Below are 16176 nucleotides of genomic sequence, written 5' to 3'. Positions count from 1 at the left end.
TTCCAAAGTTATTCAGACTTATTTCGAACTTGTAAACTTGAATCAGCCAAAGGGAACATGAGCTGGAACGTCACACCTTCCCCATCTTCTGGATCACCCGACAGCAGGGTGATTGTACCGCCCTGTTTTTCAATAAACTGCTTCACGAGAGATAGCCCCAGTCCGGTTCCTCCGGTTTTTCTGGCTCTGTCTTTGTTCACGGTGTAAAAGGGTTCAAAAATCTTCTCCTGTGCCTCTGCCGGAATCGGCGTACCCGAGTTGTAGATGCGAATGACCGCTTGACGCTCCTGCATCCGCAGTTCATTCTTCACCCGGATCACACCATCCGGAACGTTATATTTAATGGCATTATCCAGCATATTGATGAAAATATGCATAAGACTCTCCCGATCGCTGCGGATCACCGCCGGTTCAAGATCCAGTTCCATGTTCAGCCCAAATTTCTCGGCTTTCCCCCGCATCCGGCCACAGGCATCCTTCAGTAGAGCGCTGACCTCTACATCTTCGGCCTGGTTCTCGAAGTCATACTTCTCCAGAGCAGATAAATGTAAGACTTTCTCGACCATCTCGTACAGCCGCTCCGTTTCTTTGCCAATGTTACTTGTGGCATCATCAAGCAGTTGCGGATCATCCTTATACATGTCGAGCAGCTCCACATAAGCTTTGATCGATGTCAGCGGTGTCTTGAACTCATGGCTGATGTTACCGATATATTGTTTCTGTTGCTGTTCCAGCGCCTGAAGTTTCTCAATCGCCAGTTGCAGCTTCTGCTGCTCCGCATGCATGGCTGTGATATTTTGCTGAATGGATGTACTCATATAATAAATGCCCTGCCCCAGCTCCCCCAACTCATCCTTGCGCTTTAAAGGAGACTCCGTAATGTAATTCCCTTCGCGAATGGAATCTGCGGACTTTTTCAGCCGAGTAATCGCAACGGCAAACCGATTGTAGAACAGATAACCTAATATGAAGCTCAGCGCAACAACGACAATGCCCGCCCATATGAACAATTGAAGGATGCGAGTATAGAATTCATGGTAGCTCTGGACCGGATATTGCATCCATACGGCACCCATCTGCCCATCCGGACCGTCCAGTGGTGCGGCATAGAGCAAGGTATCCCCTTGTTCATGATAGGCAATTTTATTTTGCAGTGCATAGTTGAGCGTATCCTGAACAATCGCACTCTCCCCGGAACTGATCGATGAGCCAACTTGCTGGCCCTTCATATTATAGAGAGCAATTGGCAATCCGGTAGAGTTGGCCAGTTCCTGTGCAAGCCTGCGGCCGTTTTGTTGTAAAAAGACTTCCTGTTCCAGATGAACGGACTCCGTGTAGTAGGACTGTCGCACATTCAGATTCACCAGCCGTGTCTGCTGTGATAAAATACCTTCAATCTGTGACTGCTGATTGCGTTCAATACCGCGCAGGACCAGTGAACTAAGCACCACCACGGTAAGGATAAGCAAGGCTGCCAGAAAAACACTGAACTTCAGCTTGATGCTGACTCTCATATGGCCCCGCCTGTTTCAGGTGCAGATGCCTTGTAGCCAATCCCGTATACGGTCTGTAATTTTTGCTGATCCGTATCTCCAATTTTTTTACGCAAACGCTGGATGTGAATGTCTACGGTTCGTGTACCACCCGCATATTCCATGCCCCACACTCGATCCAGCAGATCGTCTCGTGTGTACACACGTTCAGGATTGGACATGAGAATGGTCAGCAGGTCGAACTCTTTTGGTGTCAGATCCAGCTTCTCCTCATTAACGGTCACCGTGCGGTGAGCAACATGAATACGCAGTGTGCCATTCACGATGGCCTGATTCTTCGAATCGTCAGGTGGTGGACTGCTTTTCTCGACACGGCGCATGAGCGCTTTCACCCTTGCAAGCAGTTCACGGATCTCGAACGGTTTGGTCATGTAATCATCGGCGCCCATTTCCAGGCCAACAATTTTGTCCACGATATCATTTTTGACGGTCAGCAAAATAATGCCGATATCCTCGCGGTCCTCCAGCCTGCGGCATACGCCATATCCATCAAGCCTTGGCATCATGACGTCCAAAATCATGACCTGCGGATGAAACGATGCGACCTTGACCAAGGCCTCTTCGCCGTCACTCGCAGTATCTACTTCATATCCTTCGCGCCGCAGCGCGTAAGCAATGGCACTGACAATACTTGATTCGTCATCTACCACGAGCACTTTTTTATTCATAGGGTTCATCCTCTTTATCTATGTCATGAGTTGGTTTATGGGTCTATGTTAGCAAGGTCCGTGCGAATTAGCTATGAAGGACTTAGGGTTTACAAAAAACGTGTGTCCTCTCAGCTTGGACTCGGCTCTATCTTTTTTATACCCAAAAGGCAGCAAAAGGACATTAAAAACCTTATGAAGTAAAACTTCGATAAATGCTGACCCATATAGTTCAACTTTAATTTTCCTGCTTGGTAAAGAGTGCAACGCGACAAATTACTGTGGAACTATTATCTGATAAATAAAATATTTATTGGGGTTGTTTTTTTTCGAGTTCGCATCTCTTTATCTTATTACAAGGCCGCTCTTATCCGGAAAGAACGTTCTTGAAATTAAATATTAAGGGGAGATATTAATGGCAGAAGCAGTATGTACCACTTATGGAGCAAGTCATAGAATGTATTTACAGGGGGCAGCTTATGTTGCAGATAGTACTGGCAAGCTTTTAACTAAACAGTTTCCTGGACATAGCGGATTCTTCAAATGTAAGTGTGGTGATCGATTTGTTGCAGAAGGTGCACCAGAATCCGGCGCGGTAATTGGCAACTATGTTACACAAGGAGGTATCCTTGCAGCAGAATCCAAACAGGGCGTTGCTGCAGTTAAAGTTAATACTAGTATGATTAGAAACACTACTGCTCGCACTCTTTCAGGGTTCACATTTTATAATTCCAACCCAAATTAATAGTAATTAATTCAATAAAAAAGGTAACTCATCTAAATGATGGGTTACCTTTTTTTTATTTATAATTAATGTATTTAATTCCTAAATTAACAAGCATTTTTTACAAAAGAAGTGTATAATAAAACAAGAACATATGTTCCTAATTCGTTATACAAACTTCATTTAAAAGGAGGAAAATTTATGGTTGACACAAAAGGTTTACAGAATAGTATGAAAGCTGAGCTCGAGAAAAAATTTGTTAGTTACATATCAACTCTCCTACACTTCAACTCAATAAACTTTGATAAAAAAATTCGAAAACATCAAGATAGGTTTGCCTTAATCATGGATGATGTTGAAGAAAGTGATTTAAATCATGCGAATGATGAGTTGTTTAAGCAAGAGTTATATGGATTAGAAAACCAGATTAGTGACCCCAATTTACACAAACTATTTTTGGAATTATCGCATCGCGAAAAGGAGATATTAAACCTCTCTTATGGTAGAGAGGAGAGAGATATAGAAATTGCTCAAAAGTTGGGCGTAAGCCAACAGAGTGTTTCAAAAACAAGAAAAAATGCATTAAATAAATTACGTAAGTTTCTTTACTCAGAGAAAAGCTAAATATTAACTCATACATCTTATCCAATCTTTGCACAATCACTAGACTCTAATCACAGCATTAAATAAATTAATAGGAGGTACATAATGAATAATTCATATGAGATGTACGATCTACTGACTGAGGCAAAATCAGGGAGTCAGACTGCAGTTCTGGAAATCATCCAAAAGTTCGAGCCAAAAATCAAAAAATCTCTTCGTCAGACAAACAATCAAAACAGGGAGGACTTAAGACAAGAACTAATTACTAAATTCCTTGAAGTTCTATACTCCTATGAGATTAAATAATCTAATGGACTTTAATCGTATCTCAGGTTCAATTTTATTTATATACAGTTCATAATCATTATGAACTGTATATAAATATGCTTACTCCTCAAATGACAGATTGAGCGGCTCGTCCGACATCTCGTACTCTGTCTCCATATGTGTCAGTGGTGTGTTCGGATCAACCTCCTCGAAGCGGAAGCTGTCGACCCACACTTTTCCTTTGCCGTTCAAAATAACCCCGAATGAAATGACCGCGCTACCCTCCGGTACATCAAGCACAATACTATACTGATTCCATGGCTGCGTACCCGTAATTGGCCGATCATGCATGTTATCAAATTGAAGTACATCATGCACGTTATTATCCACACGCATCCATAATCCGCAGAACGCATCCACATGCTCGGTCTTCACGAATCCCGATAACTTCATCCGCTTACCCACATACTTGTCCGCTCTGAACTGTTGCATCATTGTTGCGAACTCGTTAGGCTCCATCGGCGTAACGGCCTTCAAATATCCTGAAGCTTTTCCCTGATGCACTTCAGCCGGATCAATGCCCATCTCATAATTCTGCGGGTGACTTCCGGTTAACATCCAACCTGTAATTGTTGACGTCTGATTCATCTGTAATTCTCCTCCTCTGGTTCTTCCTTCGAATAATTTCAGATCAAACAATTTGCGAAAACGTCCTGGTGGCATGCCATATAATTTGCGGAATGCACGGGTGAAGGCTTCCTGACTCTCAAAACCACAAGCCAGCGCGATATCCAAAATGCCCGCATCCGTCGATCGGAGGGTGGTGGACGCCAGACTCATCCGACGGTTTCGGATATAATCCACCACGGTCATGCCCACCTCATTACGGAAAATTCGATGGTAGTGATACGGCGACAACAACGCCTCGGATGCCACTTCTTCCAGTCCAATCTGCTCATGCAGATGAGTCTCAATATAGAACAAACTTTGCTGAATCATTGCACGATAACGGCTCAACTGAGGTAAAGCCCCCTTCCATATCCTTACTATACGTGAAGGATGTCATCGCCGTTTTGATCATTTTTGCTATCTTTATTTCTGCTTACCTCTGCCGGAGATGCAAAAAGAGTCAATCACGGATTGAATCCTGTCCGTAATTGACTCTTCTGGGAAACTGCCGCCCTGTGGCTACTCTAGAGCCACTTCATTGATCTACAGCAGGTTCATTTTATCTATTCGTCAGACAGCTGGTACCGGCTGTGCACCAACCTCTTCTTCATCATGCTCCACAAGGTCATGCTTCTCCCAGGCACGACTTTTCCAGCGGAAGTACATAATGACCGCGCGGGTCCACTCATCCGCCGCAATGGCAAGCCACACACCAGCGAGCCCCAGATGAAGCTTGAATATGAGCAGGTATCCCAGAGGCAGACTCATGCAGACCATAGAGATCAGACCCATGTATACCGGGAACTTTGCATCCCCTGCCGCACGCAGGGAACCAATGATCACAATATTGCAGGTACGCCCGGTTTCGAGCAAAAGACTGAGTAGAATCACTTGAGCCCCCAGCTTGATAATTTCCGGATTATCCGTAAAGATGCTCATCAGCGGTACACGGAAAAAAATGATGATTACATCAATGATAACCGTAGCCAGAAGGGCCCATTTTACACTGTCAAAAACACGTTTGTACGCATCGTCTTTGCGCCGCGCACCCACAAGCCGACCTACAATGATCGATGTCCCCATACCAATTGCCATACTGAACAAGTAGATATAGCTGGAGATATTACCCGCATACTGCTTGGTTGCCATAGCTTCTGCGCCCAGATAGGTCACATACAGCGTGAACACGAGCTGGCAGGAATGATATACCATGGATTCCATCGCAGACGGAATGCCAATCCGCAGAATTTTGCCAATGAATTTCTTGGACAACTTAATGTAGTATTCAAAATCCACCCGTACCTCGCTCACACGATACAACAACCAGAAGAAGATCAGCAGGCAGATAAAACGGCTTCCCACCGTGGAGATCGCTGCCCCTTCCACCCCAAGCTTCGGCAGGCCGAAGTGTCCAAAGATCAATGCATAGTTACCAACAACGTGAATCACGTTCATGAATACAGCAACATACATCGTTTCTTTGGTGTAACCATGTGTACGAATCGTCGCAGCCAGCGCATTAATGAGCGCCTGAAGGAAGATACCGCCACCGACGATATTTATATACGAACGGGCAAAATCGTAAATTTCGCCTTGAATGTTCAGGAGTGATAACAAATGTCCTCCGAACAGAAGGAAAATTCCGCTCAGGACCAGACCTACGATAAGATTCAGTGTGATCGCATTACCCGTAACTTGTGCTGCTTCACTTAACTTTTTGGATCCGATATATTGTGCGACTACAATCGCAGCACCATGTCCAATGACTTCCAATACAAGGATAGCGATAGAAATAATCTGATTGGCTGCTCCAACGCCGGAGACCGCATTATCGGACACCGAGCTGAGCATGAGCGTATCCACGCTCCCCATCAACATAAATAAGAAGAGTTCCAAGAAAATAGGCCATGTAAGTCGAATCAGATTCAGATCCTTGGCATCAGAACGAAGGGACTCTTTGGTTGAGGATATTGCTGTCATTTTCTCACCTTTCCCATGTGGGCTTTAATTCTTAGGGTATGTTAGCACAGGTGGTTTGAAAATGCAGTAGTTTTGCGAAAAAAGTTGAAAGTTTTTTGTAATTCCATAAATAGGTATTTTCACTGCTTTCATATAGCCCATCTTCCGTACGCCTGCCAGAGGTTTTAGAAGACAAAAAAGGTCCTTCCCAACTCGCTTTTGAGCAAGTAATGGAAGGACCTTAAACCCTCAGCCTTTTAACCTTTAACAGAACCCGCAGCAATTCCCTCCACGATTCGGTTACTCAGGATGAGAAAAGCAATCAGGATTGGCATAATGCTAATCATCAGCGTTGCACCAATGGCTCCCCAATCCGTTGTGTATTGACCGATAAAGTTCTGTACACCAACAGTCAGGGTTTTGTACGAATCTGTGCTGATGAACGTATTAACAAAGATGAATTCATTCCAGTTATAGATCATGTTGATGATCGCCGTTGTGGAAATGACCGAAGACGTCATTGGCAGCACAATCCGAAAGAAAATCCGATGCACGGAGCAACCATCCATCACTGCGGCTTCTTCCACTTCTCGGGGAAGCGCGTAGTAGAATCCGAGTAGAATCATAATGGTAATTGGCATATTAAAGGCAATATAAGACAGGATGACTGACAAAGGATGATCGGTGAGATGAAGCTTCAGGAACAAGCTGAACAGCGGGATCAACGTGGAGTGTACAGGGATCATCAGACCCACCATAAACAGCCCCAGCACCAGCGAACGACCCTTCCAGCGCATACGCGTAATGGCAAAGGTCACCAGGCTGGCAAACAGCACAGTGACCACCACCGAGACCACCGTAATCCATACACTGTTGAAGAAGTACAAGCTGATATTTCCCTCTGTCCATACCTTGACATAGTTTTCCCAACGCGGAGTAGCAGGAAGGGAAAAAGGCGCCATGTCGAATACTTCCTGATTATTTTTAAGCGAGAATAACAGCAGCCATACCAAAGGTAAAATTTGCAGCAAAGCTACCAGGGACAAGAGGAAATACAGCAGAATATATCCGAATCTCCTTAACCATGCCGAACCTCGGCTTGTCCCCGGGTAAGTTGGCAATCTAACAGCCGTATCCGTCTTCACCGGGATGGACCTCCTTTCATTTCACTAGGGCGTGTCTGGAAACTCCGAAGGTGGCAGATTTTGCCGAATTTTCGTTCCAAGCAAGGAAATTTTCCGCAGGCGTGCCGGGGCACGTCAAGGGAAATTGACGCAGCAGGGGGCGAAAAGGCGGTAAAAGATGCACTTCAGCGAGTTTTCAGACACGAACTAGCGTCAGGAATACTGGATCGTATCTTTGGATGCTGTCGCTTTACGAAGCAGCCAGGTAACAAGCAGACAGATCAAGAGCAGGAAGAACCCTACAGCACTGCCGTAACCAAAGTCGAAGCTACGGAACGCCTGACGATACATATAGGAGGCCATCACTTCGCTGGAGCCATTTGGTCCGCCATCGGTCATCACGTAGATGAGATCAAAATACTTGAGTGAGCCTACCACAGCCAGTACCACAGTCACCTTGATGACTTCTGTAATAAGGGGCAGCTTGATTCGAAAAGCGATCTGCCAAGGGCTTGCTCCATCAATCCGGGCTGCTTCCACCAGAGATTCCGGAATATTTTTGAGGGCCGCATAATAGATCAAAATATAGAAGCCTGCATACTGCCATAGAATCGGCACGAACAGTGCATACAACACCAGGGATGGCTCCGCCAGCCAGGCTGGCGGATTGCTGAAGCCGATCGCTTCCAGAAAGGTGTTTAGCACACCATTGCTGGGATGATAGATCTTCAGCCATAACTGGGCGATCGCGACCGAAGACAGCAGCATCGGGATCAAATATATTTTACGGAACAGATTGGCCCCCTTGATCTTGCCTGACAGCACCAAAGCGATCATGAGATAACCGATCAGACTCAGCGCGGAGAACAGAGCAAGCAAAAAGGTATGATTCGCACTCTGCCAGAATGTCCCGTCTTGAAGCAGTCTGGCGTAATTATCCAATCCAATAAAGGTCATTGCACCGATCCCGTCCCATTGCATCAACCCATAATATCCGGTGAGCACGATCGGGATGTAAACCAAGACCAGCAGCAGAAGCAGTGCAGGAAGCACGTACAACGCAGCAACGAGACGGTTGGACATGACTTTGTCCATCACATTATCCTCCCTTCAAGCGTTCAAACGTGTGTACGTCAATTGCCTTTATCAATTGCAGCCTGATGATTCTTTACAAAGTCCTCCGGTGTTACCGCTTTGCCAAACAATGCCTGAATCATGTCAAGATGGGCCTGAGCGGCTGCCGGTTTCATCTGTACATCTGCAAAGAGTGTAAGGCTGCTGGCCTGATTCAATTCGTTCAGCAGGTCAATATAGAGCTGTGGCAACTGTACTGCCGCCGTATCTACTTTGGTTGCCGGGATGACGCCTGCCTCAGTTACCGAACTTTCACCCCATTTTTCCACAAAGTATTGCACAAACTTCTGCGCTTCTTCCTTCACTTTGGAGTTCTGGGCAACGAACAACCCTACGCCTGGACCACCTACCCAGCTGTTAATGTCGCTCTTGCCATCTTCCATTGTTGGGAATTTGAAAAATCCGATCTTGTCCTTAAATTCCTGCGGGATGTCCGGGTTAGTCGTGAAGTTTGGCAGTTCCCAGGTACCCATCAGGTACATGGCAGCTTTTTCGTTCATGAATTCGGATTTACCCTCATCGTTAGACAACCCGTTGAAACCTTTGTTGAAAGCATTCATATCCACCAGTTTTTGTACCTCGGCAGCAGCTTGAGTCAGCGCAGGATCATCAAACTTGCCAGAGCCATTGATCGCCTTTTCCAGTGCATCTCCACCTAACCGATTCGCCAGATACATATACCAGAGTGAGCCGGTCCAGCGGTCTTTATTGCCCAGTGCGATCGGAACCTCACCGTTCTCTGTCAGTGTCTTCAGCACACTCAGGAATTCATCGTACGTTGCTGGCGGCTGCAAGTTATATTTTGCAAAAATGGCTTTGTTATAATAAATGGGGGAGATATTCAACTCGATTGGTAGCGCATATGTTTTACCGTCTATCGCATAAGCTTCTGTTGTTCCGGCTATGAATTTCTCGCCCAGCGAGTCACTCAACAGATCATCGACCGGTGCGAACAGGTTCCCCTTCACATAAGGCTCCAGAAATCCAGCAGCCCAAGTTACACCAACATCGGGAAGTTCATTGGATGCCGACAGGATTTTCAATTTGTTCTTATATTGTTCATTCTCCAGCACTTCCTGCTTAATGGTTACATTCGGATGATCCGTCTGATACTGCTTGATGATATCGTTGACCAGTTTGTTTTGCTGTGCGGAACTGCCTGCTGGCCAGAGGTGCATAAATTTGAGGGTTACTTTCCCATCTGTGCCGTTGCTGCCTGTTTCACCCTCTTCATCCGAACTTGAACTGTTACATCCGGATAAAATTACGGCGAGAACCAGCGTCCATGACAGAAGAATGGCCATCGTCTTTTTGCTCATTATTCCAACCCCCTTGGTTTTTTCGGTTAATGTAACCGCTTTAACCAAATTGTAGCACGCGCCTATCACACCTATAAGACCAGAGTAATTTGGAAAAACTCCACTTTTTTGAGGTTATTTGTTATTTCGTTCAGATAGGGAATGCCGATATTTGCTTGGACTAAGCCCCTCAAGACTTTTAAATACCGTGATAAAATACTTATCCGTCTGATAACCCACCTGTTCCGCAATCTCTGAGATTGGCATCGTTGTCTGCACAAGCAACTCCTTCGCGCGCTGAATGCGTTTGCGGGTAAGGTATTCACTAAAATTGATGCCGATCTGTTCCTTGAACAATACGCTGAAGTAACTGGAGTTGAGATGAAGTAAATCAGCGATTTCACGCATGGTCACATGTTCACCCAGATGAGCATCCACATAGGTCAAAGCTTCACTGATCTGGCTATTGAGCCTCTGTTCCCCTCGCTCCTTAACATCCAGCAGCTTGGGGTCAACCATTTCCTGCATCGTTTGAATACGTCGTTGTTGTTCGCTGAACTTTAGGGCTTTTTCGACGGTCTGTAGCAATTGTTCCTTATCAATTGGTTTCAACATATACTCCACAACACCCAACTTAATGGCCTGCTGGGCATACTGAAAATCGGCATGTCCCGACATAATCAGGACAACAGGCTTGTTCGAAAAGTGCTGAATGGCTTCAATCAGAGACAAGCCAGAGAATTCCGGCATGCGAACATCCGTTATTAACAGATCTGCTGGCTTTTTCTTGAGCCATTCCACAGCCTCGACGCCACTTTCTGCAGTCTGAATATGATTTCGTCCTGCCGACCATCCTTCCAGTGTTTTGCGAATACCCTCTCTTGTACGCGGCTCATCATCAACGATAAGAATCGTTTTGTCATGAATCATATGCACCCTCCGTTCCCTTGGGAATCTCAAAACAAATGACAGTTCCTTCCCCAACCTTACTTGTTATGGAAAGCTTGCAACGTTCGCCAAGTTGGCTGCCAAAGTAAAGCTTCAGTCGCCGATGTACGTTGATTAGACCTACACCTGTACCCTTGTTAGATACAGCGGGCCCGCCATGTAAAGCATGAATGACAGATTGAAGCCGTAATTCATCCATACCGGGACCATCATCCCGGACCTCAATGCAAACCAGATTTTTCTCTGTCGAAGCATCCACATGGATGCTTATCTTTCCCGGTCCCAGTTTACTTTCAACCCCATGAAGAATCGCATTTTCCACCAAGGGCTGTATGAGCAATTTCGGAATTGCGACCTCACGTACCGCATCGCTCAGCTGAATCTCCCATTGCATTCTCTCTCCCAACCGCATCTGCATAATTTGAAGATAACGCTCCGCGTGTTCCAGCTCGTCGGCAATCGTAACCCATTCATCCTGTTGCGAACTGGAGATGATGTAGCGAAATAATCGGGACATCGCCACCACCATACGTGCCATCTCCTCGTCTCCCTTTTCCTCAAGGGACCAATAGAACGCTTCCAGCGTGTTGAATAGAAAATGGGGATTAATCTGAGATTGCAACGCTTTCAACTCGGCCCGGGACTGCATGACCTCCTTCTCATGAACCACACGGGTCAATTCATTCTGCCTGTAGACCATCTGGTTATACACGTTGTTGAGTTCATTGATCTCCATCGTAGAGCTAACCATTAGATTAGGTCTCATTGCTCCCGGCTCTGCACTGCGCATGGCCCGCATCAGCCGTATGAGTGGACGTGTAATCATTGTGGACAGGAAGAAGGACATGATAAGGAACAGAACAACACCAATCATTCCCGAGACGAGTAGCGCCGTTCTCAGGATGGATACACCTTCCGTTGTCTCCCGCAACGGGGTCAGGACAGCAAGTGTCCATCCCGTTAACTCCGATTTTTGCCGGACGACGATATAGGATTCCTCCCCGTTCTGCACGACTGATCCGCTGTCCAATATGGCCTTTGGATCGAGATTAATTTCCAGATCGGAACTCACCACTTCGCCTGCACCATCCAAGAGCATGATAGAGTCCTGCGAACCATCTGTCCCATTCGAATCATTGAGTTGAAAAAAACTGCGCTGCATCCGCACCACCACATAACCTCCGTGTTCGAAAGAATGATCCAGCAGGTTAATCCGCCGAATAGCCAGGAGCACACCCGGATCTTCAGGGTCAGCGCCTGCCCATACCAGTCTGCCTTTTCCTTCATCCGCCAGGTTGATCCAGTTGCGCTCCACTCTGAGATCGAGGGATCGGTCATCCATCGGAAAGATGCGGTTATAACCCGTAGTGTATATCTCCATACTCTGCGCGCCATTAATGAAAGACTGATAACTGCCTGCAATCTGCAAGAGAGCTTGGCGCTGATTAAAGGTGGCCGGGTTACCTTGCTTCTCATCGCTGAGCAGACGCTGCACGTATGAATCATCCGCCACCTGGGCGGTCAGCGAATTCACTTGTGCAATGAGCGCATCCAATCTACCACTGGCTTGGACGGCGGTTTGGTGAATATGTTTCTCCGCATTGCTTTTCAGCAGGGCAGCTACCCGATCATAAGCCGATATGCCTGCGAGCAGCAGAACAATAAGCATCACCATAACAAAACCAATGAAGATCTGATTCCGAAGTGAGTTAAAATGTCCTTTTTTCCCGTGCAACTTCCCCATTCTCCTCTCTTTTTGGCATGAAAAAGAACCCACCACCTACGCCCGTGCTCTTGAAGACTGGGTACAAACGATGCCGGATTTATCTACGTATTCAGTTTTTTTCGTTAAAGCGCTTGCAGAAATGAACCTTACTCTTCTTCTCTCTTAGTCTTTGTTTATCGATTAAACTAACGACTAAAAAATAGCATAGTTTTACAGGTTAATCAATCCTCCCAGGAGTTCCCAAACGTTAAATGACAAGGATCAAAAAAAGAGAGGGGACTTTTAAAGTCCACCTCTCTTTGTTCATATCCCTTCACACATATCCTTCTCTGTGACACAACTTCAGTTATTTCACAGACCCTTGGGTAACCCCGTTGATGATCCACTTCTGCGCAAACAGGTAGATGATAATCATCGGCAGCAACGCGAGCAGGTAGGATGCAAACGCAAGGTTAAATTCAGTATTGAACTGTCCTTGGAATACATACTGTACCAGCGGCAGCGTGTACTGTCCCGGATCACTGATAATAATGAGTGGCAGCAAGAAGTCGTTGTACGTCGACAGGCAGGTCAGAATACCAACCGTGGCACTGATGGGCGCCATGAGCGGGAAAATAATTTTCCAGAACGTGCCCCAGGTTGTCGCCCCATCTACAAACGCCGCTTCCTCAAGCGCTACCGGAATGGACCGGATGTAGCCAACGTACACAAATACGTTAAATGCCAGGCCATAGACCGTGTGCAGCAGGATCAGGCCTACCAGATTTGTCATCTCTAGCGATGCTGTCAGCTTAACAATCGGCAGCATGATGATTGGAAATGGAATGAACATCGCACTGACGAAGTAATAATAGAGTCCTTTGAAAAACTTGCGTTTCTCCATATTCCGCGCAATCGCATAGGCCACCATCGAGTTACTGAGCAACGTCAAGAGCACAGTAGATGCGGTAACGATTGCACTGTTACGGAACGATTGGAAGAAGTTTGTCATGTCGATGGCTCTCGCGAAATTCTCCCAGTGAAGTGTCGTCGGAATGGCAAAGACCGATTGGGCCATCTGTTCCGGATTTTTCAAAGCTATTGTAACGGTCATATACAATGGGAACAGGATAAACAGGGTACCCAGCACAACAAGCAGCATAACGAGCCAATTAATTCGTGTACGGCTTCTCATTACAGATCCATCTCCCTTCTTTGCAGGAACCGGATTTGCAGAATTGAAATCACCGCAATAACGATGAAGTAAATAACCGAGTTCGCAGATTGATATGCATATTCGCCGCCTTCAAATCCGCCGGTGTAGATCAAGTGGGAGATGGACTGCGTCGCCCGCCCGGGACCACCGTTGGTCAAGGCTACGATTTGGTCGAAGACCATAAGCGAGTTTTTCATCGCCAGCACCATATTAATGGTGAAGAATGGAGCAATGAGCGGGAATGTAATCCTCCAGAATTCACGCCATTTGCCTGCGCCGTCGAGGTTGGAAGCCTCGTACAGTGTCGTTGGTATCGTTTGCAGACCAGCCAAATACAGAATTGTATTCAGGGCCACGGATTGCCATACTGCAACAATGACGATACCAATCCAAGCCAGACTCTCGCTGCCGAGAATGTTGGTGGATAGCGCATTGATGCCCAGATTTTGTCCCCAGATCGGGAATACGTTGGAGAACAGGTAGTTAAATATGTAACCTACGATCAGTACACTCAGAATATTGGGCAGGAAGTAAATGCCGCGGAAAAAGTTACGGAACTTAATCTTGGCATTCAGCCCGAGTGCAATGAGCAAGCTCAGAATATTGGTCAGGATCGTCACCACGATCGCAAATTTGAACGTAAACCAGTAGGCATTGCCTACATTGTCATCTTGGAACAAGTTGAAATAGTTTTTAAAACCAACAAAATCATATTCTTTCCCGAAACCGTTATAATTCGTAAATGAATAATAGATGCCCTGGAGGGCCGGCAGTGTCATAAATACAAAGAACAATACAACCGCCGGAACCGTCATCCAGTAATAAGGTGCGATACGCTTGTTCATACTCCATCCTCCTTCAGACAAGGCTTAGCGCCGATTGGCAACCTTGTCCCATTCTTTGTCGAGTGTATCTAGATAGTTGTCGATGTTTTGGTTCTGCAAAAAGGACTGTACGATGGAATTCAGCTGCACCGCAGCCGGAATATAGTGATCGGGAAAGTCAATAACCTTGCCCTGCTCGATATATGGCATCAATTCCTGTACGGCAGGATCATCCTGCTTCACACCTTCTACCGCAGAGAACAGCGTCTGTTCGTCAATATATCTTCCGATATTTTCAGGCTCTAATAGAAACGCAATAAACGTCTCTGCCTGCTCGCGATTAGGCGTGTCCTCCGCAATGGTAAACAGGGAGTCGATCCCGTTCACCAGCTTGATCTCGCTTGCATCGTTGCCTGTTGGGAATGGGAAGAAACCAATTTCAACACTCGGGTTCGCTTTGCGAATCTCCGAGATGGCCCAGGTTCCCTGGATGTACATAAAGGCTTCACCGTTAGCAAAAGCGCGGTTACCGTCCGAATAAGCTTTACCAAAGTTATCGCCGTGACCGTATTTCATGAGTTCCAGTTGCTTCTCAGCTACCTCGCGGTACTTCTCCTTGAACGTCACTTTGTTATCTCGCCGCTCTTGGTAGAAATCAATACCGACCAGATTGGAAGCTAGTGCATTGAACGGCAGGCTCGTCTGCCAGTCATCCTTGTATGTGAAGTAAAATGGAATCTCACCTGCATCCTTAATCTTTTGGGCGGTTGCAATGAGTTCATCCCACGTCTTGGGCACGTCCAATCCCATTTCCTTAAACAGCGTTTTGTTGTACATGATGCCGTTTGCATTAGTCGCGTAAGGAATACCTGTCACTTCGTCCATGCCTGTGAGATCCTTCAGCATTTGTATGTAGTTCGGATCAATCGTCTGGAGTAATGAGCTGTCCGTCAGATCGGTGAAAATATCACTCTGGGCCAGAATGGAATAGGTGTCGGTTGCCCCCATGGCCATAATATCTGGTATAACATTTTTGACGACACGTGTCTTCAGTACTGTCTCCGCATCGGGCGGATTCACCTGTGTCACTTGGATATCGTCATGCTCCGCATTAAATGTTTTAATTAATTCATCAAAGGTTGTTTTGGCTTCAGGCTTGTTCTGGAAAAATTCAATCTGCACTTTGCCATTCGCGCTATCCCCACTGGTACAGGAGGATAGAAGTACAGCCATCATTCCACACAGCAACATTGTCCCGAGAGCCTTGGTAAGCGTTGTTCTCATGTTGTACCTCCCTCAGCTTTAAAAATTGAACTAATGTGATTTACACGGTGTCACTCCGATTGCAGTACCATCTTCCGATCGTTGTTATCCCCAGATTTTTTTGATTTCCTTCCTCAAAGGGAAAATCCGGTGATAAACACGCACGCTTCGCTTCTTCAGATTGGTTCTGCACTCTCCGTGTTCGTGTATATCTTAGTTTCACTTTATATACGTAAAGATTT

At 46.1% G+C, this 16176-nt stretch carries 15 protein-coding genes; 3 read left to right on the top strand and 12 right to left on the bottom strand.

From position 1 onward, the window contains the following. Positions 1–8: 8 nt before the first annotated feature. Together PAEAM_RS16195 and PAEAM_RS16190 are read right to left on the bottom strand one after the other, a co-directional pair. Complete coding sequence (locus PAEAM_RS16195; protein ID WP_100528244.1) at positions 9–1514, bottom strand: sensor histidine kinase; 1506 nt, start codon at positions 1512–1514, stop codon at positions 9–11. Continuing rightward, positions 1511–2221 (bottom strand): response regulator transcription factor, encoded by a 711-nt coding sequence (locus PAEAM_RS16190; protein ID WP_036671592.1) that lies wholly within the window; start codon positions 2219–2221, stop codon positions 1511–1513. The genes PAEAM_RS16195 and PAEAM_RS16190 overlap by 4 nt, the downstream gene beginning before the upstream one ends. Positions 2222–2615: 394 nt before the next feature. On the opposite strand from PAEAM_RS16190, the gene PAEAM_RS16185 reads away from it, so the two are divergent. The 3 genes from PAEAM_RS16185 (at position 2616) to PAEAM_RS16175 (ending at position 3833) form a co-directional block, all read left to right on the top strand. After that, positions 2616–2945 carry a hypothetical protein gene (locus PAEAM_RS16185; RefSeq protein ID WP_100528243.1) on the top strand — a complete coding sequence of 110 codons (330 nt, stop codon included), beginning with the start codon at positions 2616–2618 and terminating at the stop codon, positions 2943–2945. A 180-nt stretch (positions 2946–3125) separates the two neighbouring features. Beyond that, positions 3126–3548: a sigma-70 family RNA polymerase sigma factor gene (locus tag PAEAM_RS16180; protein WP_100528242.1), complete on the top strand. Its 423-nt coding sequence runs from the start codon at positions 3126–3128 to the stop codon at positions 3546–3548. 84 nt (positions 3549–3632) lie between these two features. Further along, complete coding sequence (locus PAEAM_RS16175; protein WP_100528241.1) at positions 3633–3833, top strand: helix-turn-helix domain-containing protein; 201 nt, start codon at positions 3633–3635, stop codon at positions 3831–3833. An 81-nt stretch (positions 3834–3914) separates the two neighbouring features. Here PAEAM_RS16175 and PAEAM_RS16170 read toward each other — a convergent pair whose 3' ends face one another. From PAEAM_RS16170 to PAEAM_RS16125, 10 genes are all read right to left on the bottom strand, one after another. Further along, positions 3915–4811: a helix-turn-helix transcriptional regulator gene (locus PAEAM_RS16170; protein ID WP_100528240.1), complete on the bottom strand. Its 897-nt coding sequence runs from the start codon at positions 4809–4811 to the stop codon at positions 3915–3917. Between the two features lie 222 nt (positions 4812–5033). Beyond that, positions 5034–6443 carry an MATE family efflux transporter gene (locus PAEAM_RS16165; RefSeq protein ID WP_100528239.1) on the bottom strand — a complete coding sequence of 470 codons (1410 nt, stop codon included), beginning with the start codon at positions 6441–6443 and terminating at the stop codon, positions 5034–5036. Positions 6444–6679: 236 nt separating this feature from the next. After that, positions 6680–7543: a carbohydrate ABC transporter permease gene (locus PAEAM_RS16160; protein WP_047841074.1), complete on the bottom strand. Its 864-nt coding sequence runs from the start codon at positions 7541–7543 to the stop codon at positions 6680–6682. A gap of 216 nt (positions 7544–7759) precedes the next feature. Next, positions 7760–8641, bottom strand: a complete 882-nt coding sequence (locus PAEAM_RS16155) for a carbohydrate ABC transporter permease (RefSeq protein ID WP_036606643.1) — start codon at positions 8639–8641, stop codon at positions 7760–7762. A gap of 38 nt (positions 8642–8679) precedes the next feature. Beyond that, a complete protein-coding gene (locus PAEAM_RS16150) occupies positions 8680–9999 on the bottom strand; it encodes an extracellular solute-binding protein (protein ID WP_036671596.1) in 1320 nt (439 codons plus the stop codon). A 114-nt stretch (positions 10000–10113) separates the two neighbouring features. After that, the gene (locus PAEAM_RS16145; protein WP_036671597.1) at positions 10114–10908 is read right to left on the bottom strand and encodes a response regulator transcription factor; all 795 of its coding nucleotides are present in this window, start codon (positions 10906–10908) and stop codon (positions 10114–10116) included. Beyond that, positions 10898–12670 carry a cache domain-containing sensor histidine kinase gene (locus PAEAM_RS16140; RefSeq protein WP_165789945.1) on the bottom strand — a complete coding sequence of 591 codons (1773 nt, stop codon included), beginning with the start codon at positions 12668–12670 and terminating at the stop codon, positions 10898–10900. Before PAEAM_RS16140 ends, PAEAM_RS16145 begins: the two co-directional genes overlap by 11 nt. Positions 12671–12998: 328 nt before the next feature. Further along, positions 12999–13826, bottom strand: a complete 828-nt coding sequence (locus PAEAM_RS16135) for a carbohydrate ABC transporter permease (protein ID WP_036606635.1) — start codon at positions 13824–13826, stop codon at positions 12999–13001. Then, positions 13826–14692, bottom strand: coding sequence for a carbohydrate ABC transporter permease (locus tag PAEAM_RS16130; protein WP_100528237.1), 867 nt, complete (start codon positions 14690–14692; stop codon positions 13826–13828). Before PAEAM_RS16130 ends, PAEAM_RS16135 begins: the two co-directional genes overlap by 1 nt. 24 nt (positions 14693–14716) lie before the next feature. Further along, positions 14717–15907: an ABC transporter substrate-binding protein gene (locus PAEAM_RS16125; protein WP_481856114.1), complete on the bottom strand. Its 1191-nt coding sequence runs from the start codon at positions 15905–15907 to the stop codon at positions 14717–14719. Between the last annotated feature and the right edge of the window lie 269 nt (positions 15908–16176).

Origin of the sequence: Paenibacillus sp. GM1FR, assembly GCF_002803315.1 — a bacterium.
Classification (GTDB): domain Bacteria; phylum Bacillota; class Bacilli; order Paenibacillales; family Paenibacillaceae; genus Paenibacillus; species Paenibacillus amylolyticus.
Note: the sequence above shows the minus strand (reverse complement) of the source record. Positions and strands in the feature narration are given on the sequence as shown.

Coding starts and splice junctions, on each gene's coding strand:
- PAEAM_RS16195 (WP_100528244.1), bottom strand. CDS start 1,514: ATGAGAGTCAGCATCAAGCTGAAGTTCAGTGTTTTTCTGGCAGCCTTG.
- PAEAM_RS16190 (WP_036671592.1), bottom strand. CDS start 2,221: ATGAATAAAAAAGTGCTCGTGGTAGATGACGAATCAAGTATTGTCAGT.
- PAEAM_RS16185 (WP_100528243.1), top strand. CDS start 2,616: ATGGCAGAAGCAGTATGTACCACTTATGGAGCAAGTCATAGAATGTAT.
- PAEAM_RS16180 (WP_100528242.1), top strand. CDS start 3,126: ATGGTTGACACAAAAGGTTTACAGAATAGTATGAAAGCTGAGCTCGAG.
- PAEAM_RS16175 (WP_100528241.1), top strand. CDS start 3,633: ATGAATAATTCATATGAGATGTACGATCTACTGACTGAGGCAAAATCA.
- PAEAM_RS16165 (WP_100528239.1), bottom strand. CDS start 6,443: ATGACAGCAATATCCTCAACCAAAGAGTCCCTTCGTTCTGATGCCAAG.
- PAEAM_RS16155 (WP_036606643.1), bottom strand. CDS start 8,641: ATGGACAAAGTCATGTCCAACCGTCTCGTTGCTGCGTTGTACGTGCTT.
- PAEAM_RS16150 (WP_036671596.1), bottom strand. CDS start 9,999: ATGAGCAAAAAGACGATGGCCATTCTTCTGTCATGGACGCTGGTTCTC.
- PAEAM_RS16145 (WP_036671597.1), bottom strand. CDS start 10,908: ATGATTCATGACAAAACGATTCTTATCGTTGATGATGAGCCGCGTACA.
- PAEAM_RS16140 (WP_165789945.1), bottom strand. CDS start 12,670: ATGGGGAAGTTGCACGGGAAAAAAGGACATTTTAACTCACTTCGGAAT.
- PAEAM_RS16135 (WP_036606635.1), bottom strand. CDS start 13,826: ATGAGAAGCCGTACACGAATTAATTGGCTCGTTATGCTGCTTGTTGTG.
- PAEAM_RS16130 (WP_100528237.1), bottom strand. CDS start 14,692: ATGAACAAGCGTATCGCACCTTATTACTGGATGACGGTTCCGGCGGTT.
- PAEAM_RS16125 (WP_481856114.1), bottom strand. CDS start 15,907: ATGATGGCTGTACTTCTATCCTCCTGTACCAGTGGGGATAGCGCGAAT.